The sequence below is a fragment of the Halomonas denitrificans genome, from assembly GCA_019800895.1.
Lineage (GTDB): Bacteria > Pseudomonadota > Gammaproteobacteria > Xanthomonadales > Wenzhouxiangellaceae.
Window position 1 is genome coordinate 745,043 of sequence record JAHVKF010000001.1, and the last position, 14,914, is coordinate 759,956.

The window sequence follows — 14,914 nt, forward strand, 5'->3', positions numbered from 1 at the left end:
TCCGTTTACGGGGCGCCGGACTCGAACGAGCCGTCGAACAGCGGATCGAACTGCGGGTGAGCCCGGTGGTGGTAGCGACCGGCGTCCAGCGGTCCGATGTCTTCGATCGTGCCATCCGGCCAGACGATCGTGACATCGGCTTCGACCGCGTCGGCCAGCCCGAAGTGCAGCACGGGATCGTGACTGGACCCTCGGGATTCGCCGGCGCGCATCTCGCGAAGCTGGATACCGTCGGCCGTCTCGATCTCCACCCAGGCGCCGAGCGCATCGCGCGTCACGCCGGGTCCGCCTCCTTCGAGACGGAATCCGATCCAGTTGCCGGCCGTGCTCTGGTTCCGGTACAGGCGATAGCCCTGGGTCGAATGCCCGAGGACCAGGTCCATCCGTCCGTCGCGGTCGTAGTCGATCCGCGCCGCCGAGATGGTCACGATGTCGTTACCCAGACCCGACTGCGCGGTGACGTTCTCGAAGGTGCCGTCACCGAGGTTCCGGCTGCACTGGTCGGCACCATCGGGGGTGCCGCCCGGGGTCGGCATGATCGCCAGGTAGGCGTCCTCGTATCCATCGTGGTCGAAGTCGGAGAAGATCGTGGCCCAGCCGATCCCGGGGTGATTCACCCCGGCAGCGTCCTGGTGCTCCTCGAACGCCAGCGGATCGTCGCCGGTGGCCCGCAGCAGGACCTGCTCGCCGATGCTGGAAAAGTAGAGATCGACCAGGCCGTCCCGGTCGATGTCCCCGGCGGCGATCCCCATGCCGAAGACCGGCCGATCGGCACCGCTGGCCGGGGCCACGTCGACCATGCAGACGCCGCTGCAGCCGAGCCCGACGTTGCGCCACAGGGAATTGCCGACTTCCTTGTCGTTGACCACGTACAGGTCGCTCGCGCCGTCGCGGTCGATGTCGGCGATCATGGCCGCGAGGGCCGGACGGGCCAGGCTCGGATAGTCGAAGTCCAGCGCAGCGTCGCTCCAGACGCCCGGTGAGGTCTGGAGCAGCATCCGGTCGCGGTTCAGGGGTTCGTTGGGGTCCGCAGGCGTCGAGACCGGGTAGATGCCGACGAACAGGTCGGCCAGGCCGTTTCGATCGAGATCGCCCCAGGCAACCGCATCGGTGCGGGGGCCATTGGTCGACATCGGGTCGTGGTCCACGGCCGCGGTCGTGACGTCCTCGAAGCCTGATCCGGTGTTGCGGAGCAGCCGGTTCGAGCCTCCCCGGCAGCCGAAATACAGGTCGATCCAGCCGTCGTTGTCGTAGTCGGCCGCCGCGGTCGTGCTGCATTGGCTGCCCTGCAGCTGAGCGTTGATCACCGGATCTTCGGTGAATGCACCGGCGCCGTCGTTGAAGAACAGCCGATTGGGCTCATCGAAACCGGTCACGAAGATGTCCGGATAGCCGTTGCGGTCGAAATCCGCCACGGCGATTCCACCGGCCGGAATCGTGGCGTCCAGGCCGGGTTCGAACCCGGCCGTGGCCGACACGTCGACAAACTGGACATCGGCTACGGCAACGGATGCAGGCAATCCTGAAAGCAGGAACGCCCGGGCAAGGATTCGGGAGCGAAACATCGATTTCCCCTTGGCTGATCGTCCGACTCTTATCGCGAAATCGAGCGCGGCTGTCAACCCGCGTCCGGGGGCACGAGGCGCGGACGATGGTTCGTCCAGAAACACATGACGGGCGACGTGATGGTCGATGTGGCGGGGGATTGCGAGGGCTGCGTCACGGCACGGCCCGGAACGACCGGCCCGACTACTTGACGACTTTCAGGTTGGGCTTGCCGCGGCCGGAGCCGCCCGGCGAGTCCGGGTCGTCGTCGGGGCCGTCGTCCCGACCGGAATCGCCCTCGTCGGCGCCGGAACCGTCGCCCCCCGGGTCCGCTCCCCGAACGGGTCGGGGGCCGGGCGGCGGCGCATCGCCGGAATCGGCGGCCGGGCCGGCCGGACCGGACTCCGGAAACATCATGCCCTGGCCGTTCTCACGAGTGTAGACGGCCAGTACCGCGTCGATCGGTACGACCACACCGTGCGATACACCGGAAAACCGTGCAACGAAGCTGACGAAGCCGTCGTCGATCTCGAGGTCGCGCACGGCCTCCGGCGCGATGTTCAGAACCACCTTGTCGCCGGAGCGAACCGAGGCCGGAATCTCGAGAGCGTCGGCCGTCGCATCGACCAGGATCTGCGGCGTGGCCCCGTTGTCCACGATCCACTCGTACAGCGCCCGCAGCAGGTACGGGCGGCTCGACGTCATCGGCCTGTCGGTGCCGGAAGACATCGCGGCCGGTCAGACCGGCTCTTCTTCGCGGAACGCCCGCTCGGCTTCGGTCAGGCTGCGCTGGAACGCGTCCCGGGAAAACATCCGCTCCATGTACCGGTGGATGTTGCGGGTCGACTTGGCCGGCAGGTCGACTTCGTAGGAGGGCAGCCGCCACAGAAGCGGCAGCAGTGCGCAGTCGACCAGGCTCAGTTCGTCGTTGAGCAGGAACGGAGACAGGCCGAACAGCGGGTCCGACTCGATGATGCTGTCTCGGAGCTGCTGGCGGGCGGTGGCGATGCGCTTGGGCCCGCTGGAGGTCTCGATGATCCGACCGTTCTCGATCCAGTCGCGATGAATCCGGTAGAGGGCCAGACGCAAGCGGGAGCGCGAGACCGGATCGACCGGCATCAACGGCGGGTGCGGATAGCGTTCGTCGAGGTACTCGCTGACGACCCAGGTGCCGTAGACCACGAGATCACGATCGACCAGCGTCGGCGGCTCGCCGTAGGGGCTGAGCTCCGCGAGATCGGCGACGGCCGAACGGTCCTGCTCGATGTGGATGATCTCCACGTTCAGGCCCTTTTCGGCCAGTACGACCCGCACCCGATGGCAGTCGAGGCAGTTCTCCGAGGAATACAGCGTCATCATGGTCGGCGTCTCCCATCGCCAGCGGCACGATCGCCGCTCATTTCTTCACATCCTTCCAGTACTCGTGGTAGAGCATCCAGGACAGGAACGTGAACGCGACGAGGAACAGAAGCACCCAGACGCCCAGCCCCTCGCGAACCAGGATCGCCGGCTCCCCGAGGTAGATCAGGAACGCGCTGAGGTCGCGGATCGTTCGATCGTATTCTTCCGGGCTCAGCAGGCCCGGCTCGTCCAGTTCGAGTTCCTTGATCCGCGACTGCTCCTCTCCCGACTCGTCGGTGTAGGTTTCGTAGATCGGCCGCTGGATGCCCTGAAGCTCCCACAATACATGAGGCATCGATGCATTGGCCAGCACCGTGTTGTTCCAGCCCTCGTCGGTGAGGTAGAACCCCTTCAGGAAGCTGTAGACCCAGTCCTCGCCCCGCGACCGCGTGATCAGGGTCAGGTCCGGCGGCGCCTTGCCGAACCAGTCCTCGGACTGTTCCTCCGGCATGGCCGCGATCATGTAGTCGGTCAGCTCGCGGTCGCCGAAGATGAAGTTCTCCTCGACCATCTGCTCGTCGAGGCCCTCGATGTCCTGGGCGAGCCGCTGGTACCGCATGTACTCGGCAGAGTGGCAGCTGTGACAGTAGTTGAAGAAGGTCTGCGCGCCGCGCTGAACCGACGCCATGTCGTGCACGTTGGCACCGGCGTGTTCGAGATCTTCGCCGCCGCCGGCCGCGAAAGCCGACGCGGCCAGTGCGCCGACGACGAGAGCAGAGAGAATCGTGATCCAGCGTCGCATCATTTCGTCACCCGTTCCGGAACCGGCTTGGTGCGTTCGTACTTGGTCACGAACGGCAGCAGGCCGAAGAAAGCGAAGTACAGGAAGGTCCAGACCCGAGATTCGATGGTCTCGGCCGCAGTGCCCTCGGCCATGCCGAGCATTCCGAGGCGCACGAAGGTGACCGCGAACACGGCCAGCAGAATCTTGCTGCCCCAGCCCTTGTAGCGGATCGAGCGGACCTTCGACCGGTCGAGCCACGGCAGCAGGAACAGCACCATGATCGCCAGCCCCATCAGCACGACGCCGAGCAGCTTGTCGGGCACTGCGCGCAGGATGGCGTAGTACGGCGTGAAATACCAGACCGGCACGATGTGCTCCGGCGTGACCAGCGGGTCGGCCGGATTGAAATTGTCCGGCTCCAGGAACAGGCCGCCGAACTCGGGCGCGTAGAAGATCACGAACGCGAACAGCGTCAGGAACACGCCGACGCCGAAGATGTCCTTGACCGTGTAGTACGGATGGAACGGGATGCCGTCCAGGGGGCGTCCCTGGGCGTCCTTGTGCTTCTTGATCTCCACGCCGTCCGGATTGTTCGAACCGACTTCGTGCAGCGCCGTCAGGTGGAGCACCACGAGCAACAGCAGCGCCAGCGGCAACGCGATGACGTGCAGGGCGAAGAAGCGGGTCAGCGTGGCGTCGGAAACGAAGAAGTCGCCGCGAATCCATTCCGTCAGGGCCTCGCCGATGTACGGCACCGCGCCGAACAAGGAGATGATCACCTGCGCACCCCAGTAGGACATCTGGCCCCAGGGCAGGACGTAGCCCATGAACGCCTCGGCCATCAGCACGAGGTAGATGAACACGCCGAGGATCCAGACCAGCTCGCGCGGCGATTTGTACGAGCCGTACATCAGGCCGCGGAACATGTGGAGATAGACCACGATGAAGAAGAACGACGCGCCGGTCGAGTGCATGTAGCGGATCAACCAGCCCCACTCCACGTCGCGCATGATGTATTCGACCGATGCGAACGCGCTGGCCGCATCGGGCTTGTACTGCATCGTCAGGAAGATGCCGGTGACGATCTGGTTGACCAGGACCAGCAGCGCCAGCGAGCCGAAGAAGTAGAAGAAGTTGAAGTTCTTCGGAGCGTAGTACTCGCTGATGTGCTCCTTCCAGAATTTCGAAACCGGGATGCGGCGGTCGACCCAGTTGCCGAGCGACTCGAGCTGCCGCGTCACGTTGCTAGCAGGCTTTGCCATGATCAGGCTGCTCCTTCGGGTTCTACGCCGATGATGACATTCTCGGCGTCAACGAAACTGTAGGGCGGCACCACCAGGTTGGTCGGTGCGGGAACCCCCTGGTAGACCCGGCCGGCGAGATCGAATTTCGACTTGTGGCACGGGCAGAAGAAGCCACCCTTCCAGTTCTCCTCGAACGGTTGTGCGCCGACCTCCGGAATGAACTCCGGCACGCAGCCGAGATGCGTGCAGTGCATGTTGAGCACCAGGATTTCCGGCCGGATCGAGCGATACAGGTTCTGCGCGTAGTCCGGTTGCTGATCCGGATTCTCGGAGCTCATCGGGTCGCGCAGCTGGTCATTGATCTCGGACAGGTTCTCGACCATTTGTTCGGACCGCCGCATGATTCCGATCGTCTGACCGCGCCACTGCAGGCGCATCAGCTGTCCCGGCTCGAGGTCGCCGATATACGCTTCGACCGGCGCGCCGATCACCCGCGCCTTGGCGCTGGGCTTCCACGATGCGTAGAACGGCCAGGCCACGAACCCCGCACCGACCGCACCGACTGCACCCGTACCGGCCAGCAACAGCATGCGTCGCCCCTTGTTCGGGGCTTTCTCGATCGAGGCCATCGAATCCTTGTCTGACATGAACGAACTCCTGAATCAGGCAGGCGGACGTCGGCTCGGAGCTCGGCATGGCGGACTGCGCGACGCCGGCCTCGCCGACCGACCACGCGCATGCGCTGCGCCGACACCCCAGGGACGACTTCCATGGGATCAATCCGATATTTTACCGAAATTTTCACCTTTTTGCCCGCCGTCGGCACCGCGCGGGAGCGATTCGGAGCGCCCGTTCCACGGGCGATTCGGCGCGCAAGGACGTAGAATGATGAGCATTCCGTGAATCCATGACGCCAACGATGAAGCGCCTTGTCCTGTTCCTGCTCCAGACCGTCCTGGTGGGCCTCGCCGCCGCGTTCGTCCTGGTCTGGGTCAAGCCGGAGCTGCTGACCTCCACCGGCGCCGCCGGTCCTACGACCGTCGCCGGCGGCGCTGTGCGCTCCTACGCCGATGCCGTGAACAGGACGGCGCCGTCGGTGGTCAGCATCTACACGCGGACCATGGTCAGCGAGCCCATGATCCGCGAGGACGGCGATGTGCTGTTCCGCCAGCTTTTCGGCAACCGTCGCGTGATGCGGCCCCGCAGCGGTCTCGGATCGGGCGTGATCGTATCGCCGAACGGCGTGATCCTGACCACGGCGCACGTGATCGACGGGGTCGACAACATCTTCGTTTCCCTGTTCGACGGCCGCGTTGCCGAGGCCCGGATCATCGGCACCGACCCGGGCACCGACCTGGCGGTGCTCAAGGTCGAGCTCGAAGGCCTGCCGGCGGCGGTGTTCGATACGGGCACCCGCCACCGGCCCGGCGACGTGGTGCTGGCGATCGGCAACGCGTTCGGCCTGAACCACACGGTCACCGCCGGCATCATCAGCGCGACGGGCCGCGGCGACCTCAACCTGACCGCGTTCGAGGACTTCATCCAGACCGATGCCGCGATCAACTCCGGTAACAGCGGCGGCGCCCTGATCAACCCGGACGGCGAGGTGATCGGCATCAATTCCGCCTCGCTCAGCCAGGACATGGGCGCCCAGGGCATCAGCTTCGCGATTTCGGCCCGTCTGGCCACCGACGTGCTGGAGCAGATCCTCCTCTACGGCCAGGTCGAACGGGGCTGGATCGGCGCCAACGTGTCCGATCCACCGATCGTCGCGCTGGAAGGCGAAGCACAGCCCGAGGGAGTCCAGATCAGCCAGATCTACCGCGACGGCCCGGCGTGGCGGGCCGGACTCCGGCCGGGCGACATCCTGATCTCGGCCGACGGCGAACCGGTGGGCACCGCCCGCGAATTCACCCTGGGCATCGCCGATCGCGCGCCGGGCGACGCCATCGAAGTCGTCGCCATGCGCAGCGGCCAGACCTTCACCACCTCCATCACCCTCATCCAGCACCCACCCCTGCAGGGCTGAGCTCAGCCCGGCCGCGGTTCGAGAACGGTGAAAGTTTTTCTACCGCAGATGAACGCAGATGGACGCAGATGAACCCCAGCGCGATTCCTTGCGTACAACGACTGAATGGTTGGGTTCAGCGGCATCCTCGAGAAAACCTCGCGACCGGACCCGCAATCAGTGCCGCCCCCGCTTTCAGCAGCCAACTCCACGCCCTCGGCCGCAGGTTCCGCCTGTATTCGCCTGAGCGCATTTCATCTGCGTTCATCTGCGTCCATCTGCGGTAATTGTCTGGATGCTCGTCAGGCTGGAAGGTGATCAGGTCCTAGGCAGGGTGACGCCGCGCTGGGCCTGGTACTTGCCGCCACGATCCTTGTAGCTGGTCTCGCATTCCTCGTCGGATTCCAGGAACAGGAACTGGGCGACGCCTTCGTTGGCGTAGATCCGGGCCGGCAGGGGCGTGGTGTTGGAGAATTCCAGCGTGACGTGGCCCTCCCACTCCGGCTCCAGCGGGGTGACGTTGACGATGATGCCGCAGCGGGCGTAGGTCGACTTCCCGAGACAGATCGTCAGCACGTTGCGCGGGATGCGGAAGTACTCGACGGTGCGCGCAAGGGCGAAGGAGTTCGGCGGAATGATGCACGAATCACCCCGGACGTCGACGAAGCTGTCGGGGTCGAAGTGCTTGGGATCGACCACCGCGGAATTGATGTTGGTGAAGATCTTGAATTCATCCGCGCAGCGCACGTCGTAGCCGTAGCTGGAGGTGCCGTAGGAGACCAGCTTGCGGCCGTCGGCCTCGCGCACCTGCCCCGCCTCGAACGGTTCGATCATGCCGTGTTCGGCGGCCATCGTGCGGATCCATCGGTCGGACTTGATGCTCATTCGGAGTTCCTCGTCGGATACGGTCGGTTCGCAGCCGGCCCTTGCCGGCGGCCCGGGTCAGTCGGTGATCGAGATCTTCGGCATGCGGATCGCGGTGTTCAGGTCCTGCCGGGCCAGGCGGGCGGCCGCGCGGCGAGCGATGGCACGGAAACGCAGCGCGGCATCGCCGTCGGGATCGTCGGCCACGGAAGGCCGGCCGACGTCGGTGGAGCGACCCAGTGCCGCGTCGAGGGGCAGTTCGCCGAGCAGGGCCAGGCCCGTTTCCTCGGCGATCCTCGCGCCGCCGCCGCGACCGAAGATCGGCTCCTCGGCGCCGCAGTTCGAACAGACATGGGTGCTCATGTTCTCGATCACGCCGAGCACAGGGACCTTGACCTTGCGGAACATCGCCACCGCGCGCCGGACGTCGTCCAGGGCTACGTCCTGCGGCGTGGTGACCACCAGGCTGCCGGCCACGGGGATCCGCTGGGCCAGGGTCAACTGGACGTCGCCGGTCCCGGGCGGCAGATCGATCACCAGGTAATCCAGGTCGTCCCACAGGGTTTCCGACAGCATCTGCTGGAGCGCCTGGGTCGCCATCGGTCCGCGCCAGATCATCGCCTGGTCGACCGAGACCAGCACGCCGATGCTCATGGCCTGGATGCCGTGCGCCTGCAACGGCAGGATGCGGCGATTCTCGGTGGTCCCGGGCTTGCCGGACAGCCCGAGCATTCGGGGCTGGCTGGGCCCGTAGATATCGGCGTCGAGAATGCCGACCCGGGCGCCTTCGGCGGCCAACGCGAGCGCCAGGTTGGCCGCGACCGTGGACTTGCCGACCCCGCCCTTGCCGGAGGCGACCGCGATGACGTTGCGCACCCCGTCCAGCGGCTTCAGCCCGCCCTGCACGGCGTGGGCGCGGATGCGGCTGCCGAGATCGACGGTCACCGCATCCACCCCGTCGAACCCACGGACCAGCGACTCGATCCGCCGGACCAGGGAATCGGCGACGCCGCGCGCGGGGTAGCCGAGTTCGACGTCGACGGCCACCTTGCCGTCGCGCACGGCGACCGCTCGGATCGCGTCGCCGAACGGGGCACCGGATTCGGGGTCGTCGAGCGCCCGCAGGGCGTCGAGCAACGCGTCTCGGTTCGGCTGGCTCAAGATCGGACTCCGTCGGTGGACGTTCGCTCAACGGCGTATTGTAGGCGCGCCGCGCGGCCACGGTCGGCTGGTATCCTCTCGGACCTGATCCACTCCCGAGGCTCCCGCGCCGTCATGGCCCTGAACCGCACCCAGATCCGCTTTCTCCGCGGCCTCTGCCACGACCTGTCACCGGTGGTGATCGTGGCCGACAAGGGGCTGACCGACAATGTCCGCGCCGAGGTCGAGCTGGCGCTCGACAGCCACGAACTCATCAAGGTGAAGCTGCGAGCCGATCGCGAGCAGCGCAAGGCCTGGGTCGACGACCTGGCCGACAGCACCCGGGCCGACGTGGTCCAGCAGATCGGGCAGGTCGTCTGTCTGTATCGCCGCCACCCGGACACGCCGCGGATCCAGCTTCCCTGTTGATTCGGACCGCCCTCCTTCGCCACGTCCACGTCGACCGACCGCCATGCAGCTGACCGAACACCGCCCCGACCACAGCTACTTCGTTCACTCGCTTCACGACGACGCGATCCGGATCGTCGACCGACCCTGGAGCGAAAGCCTGTTGCTCACGCCCGACCGCGCGCCGAAGCCCTGGCCCGTCGCCGCGGTGGGGGACCTGACCGAGGAGGCGCTTGCGCCGGTGTTCGAATACCGTCCGGACGTGGTGCTGCTGGCCACGGGCCGCGAGCTCCGGTTTCCGGGCGCCGAAATCCAGCGCCTGTTCCTGGCCCGACACGTGGGTCTGGAGGTCATGACGCTGGAATCGGCAGCCCGCACCTTCAACGTGCTGGCCAGCGAGGAGCGGCGCGTGCTGGCCGCGCTGATCTGGCAGCCGGCCGCCTGAGCCGACCCGCTAGCGCTGCGGCAGAAAGCCCGTCGGATCGACCGGCTGACCGTCGCGGCGGATCTCGAAGTGCAGCACCGGGTCGTCTCGCTCGTTGCGACCGAGCGTGGCGATCACCTGGCCGCCGCGGACCGGATCGCCCTCCGCGACCTGGCGAGTCCGGTTGTGTGCGTAGGCCGAGAGCATCCGGTCGTTGTGCTTGACGATGATCAGCTCGCCGTAGCCGATCAAGCCGTTTCCGCTGTAGACCACCGTGCCGTCGGCGGCCGCCCGGACCGGCTGGCCGGGCGTACCCGAGATCAGGATGCCTTTCCTCGTGTCGCCGGGATTGAACCCCCGCGCCACGCTGCCGGCGGTCGGCCAGCGCCAATCGACCCCGCCGGCGCGGCGCGTCGCGGTCGTCGGCACCGGCGCGGAGCCGCTCGTCGCCGACGTTGACGGCGCGGAAGCCGATGAGGGCCGCCGGGATCGCGGTTCCGGAGGCGCTGCGGCCGTGCTCTCGCCACCGCTTCGGGACTCGCCAACGGGATCGGCGGTCGCCTCGGTCGACGTCTCGGTCCCCGAGCGGGCCGGCGTCTCGTTCGAGGCCGATGCAGGCGCCGACGTCCTCGTCGACGGCTGCGCTTCGGCCCGCGTCGATCCGGACGGCGTTCGCGCGACCGCTGGCCGCGCTGGCCGAATCGCCGGCTCCATCGCGGCCGGTCGGCGCAGATCGAGGGACTGGCCGACCCGGATGGTGTACGGCGGACCGATGCGATTCCAGCGCGCCATCTCGCGCCAGTCCAACCCGAACCGGAAAGCGATCGAATACAGCGTATCGCCTTCGCGCACGCGGTAGACCGACGGGGCCGGCGACGGCGGTGGAGCGCTCCGGCTCTGCGGTCGCTGTTCGGGCATCAGCGGCCCCGGCGCCCCGCAGCCGGCCAGCGTCAGCGCGACCAGCAGGCCCAGCCCGGCGGCACTCCAGTGGGCGGGTCGGCGGCGGGACATCGGCCCGCTAGTCACCGGCCGCACCGCCGCTCAGGACGATGGCGATGGCCGCGACCACCGCAAGCGCCACCACGATCCAGCCGATCAGATCGATCCGATCGCGCAAGTGGTCGGCCATCCGCTCACCCCCTGCGCGGATCAGGGCCGCGACGAGGAAGAACCGGGCGCCGCGCCCGACCAGGCTGCCGACGATGAAGCCCGGCAGCGGCATCAGCAGCGCGCCGCCGGCGATCGTGATGATCTTGAACGGTATCGGCGTGAACCCGGCGACGATCACGAAGGCGATCCCCCAGGTCTCGAACAGGCCGGTCGCCGCGGCGTAGGCATCGAGATAGCCGAAGCGCTCGACCAGCGGAAGCACGACCTCCAGCGCCAGCCAACCGATCAGGTAGCCGGCCAGGCCGCCGATCACCGAAGCGACCGTGGTCAGGCCGGCGAGGCGCCAGGCCCGGTCCCGATCGGCCAGCACCATCGGCGCCAGCATCACGTCGGGCGGCACCGGGAAGAAGGTGGCCTCGGCGAAGCTCAATCCGGCGAGATACCGGTGCGCGTTCCGATGGCGGGACCACTCCAGGACCCGATCGTAGATGGGCCGGAACAAGCGCACGGCGGGTCAGTCCAACCCTTCGAGCAGCGGCACGAAACTGACCGGTGCCAGCGTTTCGCGCTCCAGGCCGTCGGGCATGCGCACGAAACGCTCGAGCTGCTGGACGCCACCCTGTTCACCGATCGGCGCGATCAGCACGCCCCCTTCGGCCAGCTGGTCGAACAGCGCATCGGGCACCTGCCCGCCGGCGGTGACAACGATCGCGTCGAACGGGGCCTGGCTGGGCCAGCCGGCGCGCCCGTCCAGGTGGCGGACGAACACGCTGTGCAGCTTCAACCGGTGCAGGCGCTGCTTGGCCTGGCGAGCCAGCTCGCCGATCCGTTCGGTGGTGAAGACCTGATCGGCCAGCTGGGCGAGAATCGCGGCCTGGTAGCCGGAACCGGTGCCGATCTCCAGCACCTTGCCGAGCCGACGGCCGGTGAGCACCGCCTCGGTCATCTTGGCCACGACCAGCGGCTGCGAGATCGTCTGTCCGCGTCCGATCGGAAGGGCGCTGTTCTCATAGGCCCGCGACGAAAGCGCTTCGTCCACGAACAGGTGGCGCGGCGTTCGCGCGATGACTTCCAGCACCGCCTCGCTGGTGATGCCCTGGCGCCGAAGCTGTTCGATCAGCCGGCGTCGGGTGCGCTCCGACGTCATGCCGATCCCGCGGGTCAGTGACTCGGCGTTCATTCCCGGCCGTCTCCCCGGCCCGCTTCCGGGTCGCCTCCTGCGTCCGGGTCGGCATGCGGATCGATTGCGGCGACCCATTGCGACACCTGTTCGAGCGCCTGGTAACGCGTGAGATCGACGTGGATCGGGGTGACCGAGACGTAGCCGCGCCGGATCGCGTTGAAGTCGGTGCCGGGGCCATTGTCCTCTTCCTCGCCGGCAGCACCGATCCAGAAGAACTGGCGGCCGCGAGGATCCTTGATGGGAATCACGTCCTCGGAGCGGTGGCGGTGCCCCAGGCGGGTCGTTTCGAAGCCCTTGATCTCGCTCCAGGGCAGGTCGGGCACGTTGACGTTGAGGATCGTGTCGGCAGGCAGCGGCTCGTCGAACAACTGCCGCATCAGGATCTGGGCGGCCCGGGCACCGCTGGCGTAGTTCTTCGCCCGACCGCCTTCGTAGACCAGCGAAACGGCCATCGCCGGCAAGCCCAGGAAGCGCCCTTCCATCGCAGCCGCGACGGTGCCGGAATACAGCACGTCGTCGCCGAGGTTGCCGCCGTTGTTGATCCCGGAAATCACCATGTCCGGCTCGTCCTCGAGCAGGCCGGTGATGCCGATGTGCACGCAATCGGTGGGCGTCCCGGAGACCCTGTAGATACCCTCGTCGCGGCGATCGACCCGGATCGGCCGATCGAGCGTGAGGGAGTTGCTCGCGCCGGACCGGTCGCGGTCGGGAGCGACGAGGGTCACCCGGTCGACGTGGCGCTGGATCTGCTCGGCGAGCACGCGAATGCCGGTCGCATCGAGACCGTCATCGTTGCTGATCAGGATATGCATGGAAGGAAGACTACCCCCGGTTGCCGGCGTCCGCTTGCCGGATCGCGATGATGGCGTTCATCGGCCCGGTGTGAACGGCCGCGTGGATGGATTCGAAGCCCGGTAACTATAATGGATCGAACGATCGGCATTTCACCCGGCGCGCGGCGTCCACGCCCCGATGCCGGCGGTTCTGGAGACTCCATGAGCGATGATTGGGACGAGCGGACCGGCGCGGACGACCACGGTCGTCGCGACGGGGAGGCCGAGCTTCGGAGCGACGGCGCCGAGGACGACTTCGGTGCGTTCCGGGACGCGGTCGGCCCGGTGCGGCGGATCCGCACCGAGCGCGCCGAAACGCGGCCGGAACGGACCCGTCCCTCGCCCCGGATGCGCAGAGCCGACGAAGCGCGGGTCCTCGACGAGCTCGCCGTCGCATCGCCCGGCGCCGAGGCGCTGGAGACCGGAGAAGAGCTGCAATGGCTGCGTCCCGGCCTGCAGCATCGGGTGCTGGCGCGCCTGCGGCGCGGTCACTGGCGAATCCAGGACGAAATCGACCTGCACCAGATGAACGTCGACGCCGCGACCCGCTCGATCCGGATCTTTCTCGACGATGCGCTGGCAGCCGGCATGTCCTGCGTCAAGATCATCCACGGCAAGGGGCTGCGCTCGGGGCCGGCGGGACCGCGCCTGCGGGCCGCCACCGGCCGGATCCTCAGCCGGCATCCGCGCGTCCTCGCGTTCACCGCGGCCCGGCCGGGCGACGGCGGAACCGGCGCGACCTACGTGCTGCTCAAGCAACGCCAACGCGCGTGAGCGGATCGGCGCAGGCGGTGATTCCCTTGCTGCTGTTGCTCGGCGCGGTGGCTCTGTGGTGGGCAACCGCATTGGCGGCCCGGGACCGCGCGGTCGACGCGGCCCGTCGCCTGTGCCGACGCGAAGGCTGGCAGCTGCTCGACCAGACGGTCGCCATGGAGCGCTTTCGACCGATGCGGAGCGAACGGGGTCTCACCGGCGATCGTCGGTACCGATTCGAATTCAGCACCGACGGCGGCCAGCGCCGCGCCGGCGGTGTTCGCCTCGTCGGCGGTCGGGTCGAGCGGGTCTGGGCCGACGCGCCGGACGGACGCCTGATCGAATCGACGTCGGGTCCACCCGGACCCGATCCGGGCTGACGCCGATCGCCCTCCTCGCGAAGCCCCCGTCTCGGCGGGCGCGCATCCAATACACTGGCCGACATGGAGGACCTGCCGACCATGCTCAACGACGTTCCGCCGACCTCGCTGCTGGTCACGTTCATCGGCCTGAGTGCGATCATCGCGATCCGCTACGCGCTGATTTCCGGCCTGTTCTACTGGTTGCTGTGGGGCCGGCCGGCCGATCGCGTGGGGGCGATCAAACTGATGCACGGACAACCGGCCCCGGGGGCAGTGGGCCGGGAAATTCGATGGTCGCTGTGGTCGTCGTTCATCTACGCCGCGCCGGCCGCGATCGTCATCGAACTGTGGAAGCTCGGCGGCACCGCCGTGTACACCGACCTGGACGCCCATCCTCTGTGGTACGTGCCGGTCAGCGTGTTCCTGTACCTGTTCCTGCACGATACGTATTTTTACTGGACGCACCGCGCGATGCATCATCGCCGACTGTTTCCGGTCGTCCATCGGGTGCACCACGAATCACGTCCGCCGACACCGTGGGCGGCGTTCTCGTTCCACCCCTGGGAGTCGGTGGTCGGTGCGATCTTCCTGCCATTGCTCGCGCTGGTGCTGCCGATCCACGTCGGTGCCGCGCTGTTCATCCTGACCCTGATGACGCTGGCCGCCGTGCTCAACCATTCCGGCTGGGAGATCCTGCCGCGGTGGTGGCTACGGGCGTGGCCGGGACGGAACCTGATCACCGCGGCGCATCACGATCTCCACCACAGGAACCCGCGGACCAATTACGGGCTCTACTTCCGCTGGTGGGACAAGTGGATGGGTACCGACCGGATGGAGACCGAGTACGCGTTCCTGGAAACGAACGCGGCGCCGTCCGAAGACCGCGCCGCGTCGTGATTCCTGCTCGGCCGGGCC

The 14,914-nt window shown here is 67.4% G+C and carries 18 protein-coding genes; 6 read left to right on the top strand and 12 right to left on the bottom strand.

The window, feature by feature from the left end:
• Nucleotides 1-5: 5 nt before the first annotated feature.
• The 6 genes from KUV67_03345 to petA form a co-directional block, all read right to left on the bottom strand.
• A complete protein-coding gene (locus KUV67_03345) occupies nt 6-1,565 on the bottom strand; it encodes a CRTAC1 family protein (GenBank protein MBY6203905.1) in 1,560 nt (519 codons plus the stop codon).
• Between the two features lie 184 nt (nt 1,566-1,749).
• Nucleotides 1,750-2,250: a ClpXP protease specificity-enhancing factor gene (locus KUV67_03350; GenBank protein ID MBY6203906.1), complete on the bottom strand. Its 501-nt coding sequence runs from the start codon at nt 2,248-2,250 to the stop codon at nt 1,750-1,752.
• A 33-nt stretch (nt 2,251-2,283) separates the two neighbouring features.
• Nucleotides 2,284-2,904, bottom strand: coding sequence for a glutathione S-transferase N-terminal domain-containing protein (locus KUV67_03355; GenBank protein MBY6203907.1), 621 nt, complete (start codon nt 2,902-2,904; stop codon nt 2,284-2,286).
• Nucleotides 2,905-2,941: 37 nt separating this feature from the next.
• Nucleotides 2,942-3,691: a cytochrome c1 gene (locus tag KUV67_03360; protein MBY6203908.1), complete on the bottom strand. Its 750-nt coding sequence runs from the start codon at nt 3,689-3,691 to the stop codon at nt 2,942-2,944.
• Complete coding sequence (locus tag KUV67_03365) at nt 3,688-4,932, bottom strand: cytochrome bc complex cytochrome b subunit (GenBank protein MBY6203909.1); 1,245 nt, start codon at nt 4,930-4,932, stop codon at nt 3,688-3,690. Before KUV67_03365 ends, KUV67_03360 begins: the two co-directional genes overlap by 4 nt.
• Before the next feature lie 2 nt (nt 4,933-4,934).
• Nucleotides 4,935-5,543, bottom strand: coding sequence for a ubiquinol-cytochrome c reductase iron-sulfur subunit (petA, locus tag KUV67_03370; protein MBY6203910.1), 609 nt, complete (start codon nt 5,541-5,543; stop codon nt 4,935-4,937).
• A 290-nt stretch (nt 5,544-5,833) separates the two neighbouring features.
• Between petA and KUV67_03375 the strand changes: the two genes are divergently transcribed.
• Nucleotides 5,834-6,943 (top strand): trypsin-like peptidase domain-containing protein, encoded by a 1,110-nt coding sequence (locus KUV67_03375; protein MBY6203911.1) that lies wholly within the window; start codon nt 5,834-5,836, stop codon nt 6,941-6,943.
• Nucleotides 6,944-7,240: 297 nt separating this feature from the next.
• Here KUV67_03375 and dcd read toward each other — a convergent pair whose 3' ends face one another.
• Together dcd and apbC are read right to left on the bottom strand one after the other, a co-directional pair.
• A complete protein-coding gene (dcd, locus tag KUV67_03380; protein MBY6203912.1) occupies nt 7,241-7,807 on the bottom strand; it encodes a dCTP deaminase in 567 nt (188 codons plus the stop codon).
• Nucleotides 7,808-7,864: 57 nt separating this feature from the next.
• Complete coding sequence (gene apbC, locus KUV67_03385) at nt 7,865-8,947, bottom strand: iron-sulfur cluster carrier protein ApbC (GenBank protein ID MBY6203913.1); 1,083 nt, start codon at nt 8,945-8,947, stop codon at nt 7,865-7,867.
• Nucleotides 8,948-9,061: 114 nt separating this feature from the next.
• On the opposite strand from apbC, the gene yhbY reads away from it, so the two are divergent.
• Together yhbY and KUV67_03395 are read left to right on the top strand one after the other, a co-directional pair.
• Nucleotides 9,062-9,355: a ribosome assembly RNA-binding protein YhbY gene (gene yhbY, locus KUV67_03390; GenBank protein ID MBY6203914.1), complete on the top strand. Its 294-nt coding sequence runs from the start codon at nt 9,062-9,064 to the stop codon at nt 9,353-9,355.
• A gap of 43 nt (nt 9,356-9,398) precedes the next feature.
• A complete protein-coding gene (locus tag KUV67_03395) occupies nt 9,399-9,779 on the top strand; it encodes a hypothetical protein (protein MBY6203915.1) in 381 nt (126 codons plus the stop codon).
• A gap of 9 nt (nt 9,780-9,788) precedes the next feature.
• Here the strand turns inward: KUV67_03395 and KUV67_03400 are convergent, their stop codons facing one another.
• The 4 genes from KUV67_03400 to surE are packed head-to-tail and all read right to left on the bottom strand — an operon-like array spanning nt 9,789 to nt 12,863.
• Nucleotides 9,789-10,769 (bottom strand): peptidoglycan DD-metalloendopeptidase family protein, encoded by a 981-nt coding sequence (locus KUV67_03400; GenBank protein ID MBY6203916.1) that lies wholly within the window; start codon nt 10,767-10,769, stop codon nt 9,789-9,791.
• A gap of 7 nt (nt 10,770-10,776) precedes the next feature.
• On the bottom strand, nt 10,777-11,376 hold the full coding sequence (locus KUV67_03405; protein ID MBY6203917.1) for a DedA family protein: 600 nt from the start codon (nt 11,374-11,376) through the stop codon (nt 10,777-10,779).
• Between the two features lie 6 nt (nt 11,377-11,382).
• Nucleotides 11,383-12,015, bottom strand: a complete 633-nt coding sequence (locus KUV67_03410; protein MBY6203918.1) for a protein-L-isoaspartate(D-aspartate) O-methyltransferase — start codon at nt 12,013-12,015, stop codon at nt 11,383-11,385.
• A gap of 29 nt (nt 12,016-12,044) precedes the next feature.
• Nucleotides 12,045-12,863 carry a 5'/3'-nucleotidase SurE gene (gene surE, locus KUV67_03415; protein MBY6203919.1) on the bottom strand — a complete coding sequence of 273 codons (819 nt, stop codon included), beginning with the start codon at nt 12,861-12,863 and terminating at the stop codon, nt 12,045-12,047.
• A gap of 183 nt (nt 12,864-13,046) precedes the next feature.
• On the opposite strand from surE, the gene KUV67_03420 reads away from it, so the two are divergent.
• The 3 genes from KUV67_03420 to KUV67_03430 all read left to right on the top strand — a co-directional run bounded on the left by KUV67_03420 (nt 13,047) and on the right by KUV67_03430 (nt 14,896).
• Entirely contained in the window at nt 13,047-13,658 is a 612-nt protein-coding gene (locus KUV67_03420; protein MBY6203920.1) for a Smr/MutS family protein, read from the top strand.
• Entirely contained in the window at nt 13,655-14,017 is a 363-nt protein-coding gene (locus tag KUV67_03425) for a DUF3301 domain-containing protein (protein ID MBY6203921.1), read from the top strand. Before KUV67_03420 ends, KUV67_03425 begins: the two co-directional genes overlap by 4 nt.
• 81 nt (nt 14,018-14,098) lie before the next feature.
• The gene (locus KUV67_03430) at nt 14,099-14,896 is read left to right on the top strand and encodes a sterol desaturase family protein (GenBank protein ID MBY6203922.1); all 798 of its coding nucleotides are present in this window, start codon (nt 14,099-14,101) and stop codon (nt 14,894-14,896) included.
• Nucleotides 14,897-14,914: the final 18 nt, after the last annotated feature.

Coding starts and splice junctions, on each gene's coding strand:
- KUV67_03345 (MBY6203905.1), bottom strand. CDS start 1,565: ATGTTTCGCTCCCGAATCCTTGCCCGGGCGTTCCTGCTTTCAGGATTG.
- KUV67_03350 (MBY6203906.1), bottom strand. CDS start 2,250: ATGACGTCGAGCCGCCCGTACCTGCTGCGGGCGCTGTACGAGTGGATC.
- KUV67_03355 (MBY6203907.1), bottom strand. CDS start 2,904: ATGATGACGCTGTATTCCTCGGAGAACTGCCTCGACTGCCATCGGGTG.
- KUV67_03360 (MBY6203908.1), bottom strand. CDS start 3,691: ATGATGCGACGCTGGATCACGATTCTCTCTGCTCTCGTCGTCGGCGCA.
- KUV67_03365 (MBY6203909.1), bottom strand. CDS start 4,932: ATGGCAAAGCCTGCTAGCAACGTGACGCGGCAGCTCGAGTCGCTCGGC.
- petA (MBY6203910.1), bottom strand. CDS start 5,543: ATGGCCTCGATCGAGAAAGCCCCGAACAAGGGGCGACGCATGCTGTTG.
- KUV67_03375 (MBY6203911.1), top strand. CDS start 5,834: ATGAAGCGCCTTGTCCTGTTCCTGCTCCAGACCGTCCTGGTGGGCCTC.
- dcd (MBY6203912.1), bottom strand. CDS start 7,807: ATGAGCATCAAGTCCGACCGATGGATCCGCACGATGGCCGCCGAACAC.
- yhbY (MBY6203914.1), top strand. CDS start 9,062: ATGGCCCTGAACCGCACCCAGATCCGCTTTCTCCGCGGCCTCTGCCAC.
- KUV67_03395 (MBY6203915.1), top strand. CDS start 9,399: ATGCAGCTGACCGAACACCGCCCCGACCACAGCTACTTCGTTCACTCG.
- KUV67_03400 (MBY6203916.1), bottom strand. CDS start 10,769: ATGTCCCGCCGCCGACCCGCCCACTGGAGTGCCGCCGGGCTGGGCCTG.
- KUV67_03410 (MBY6203918.1), bottom strand. CDS start 12,015: ATGACGTCGGAGCGCACCCGACGCCGGCTGATCGAACAGCTTCGGCGC.
- surE (MBY6203919.1), bottom strand. CDS start 12,863: ATGCATATCCTGATCAGCAACGATGACGGTCTCGATGCGACCGGCATT.
- KUV67_03420 (MBY6203920.1), top strand. CDS start 13,047: ATGAGCGATGATTGGGACGAGCGGACCGGCGCGGACGACCACGGTCGT.
- KUV67_03430 (MBY6203922.1), top strand. CDS start 14,099: ATGCTCAACGACGTTCCGCCGACCTCGCTGCTGGTCACGTTCATCGGC.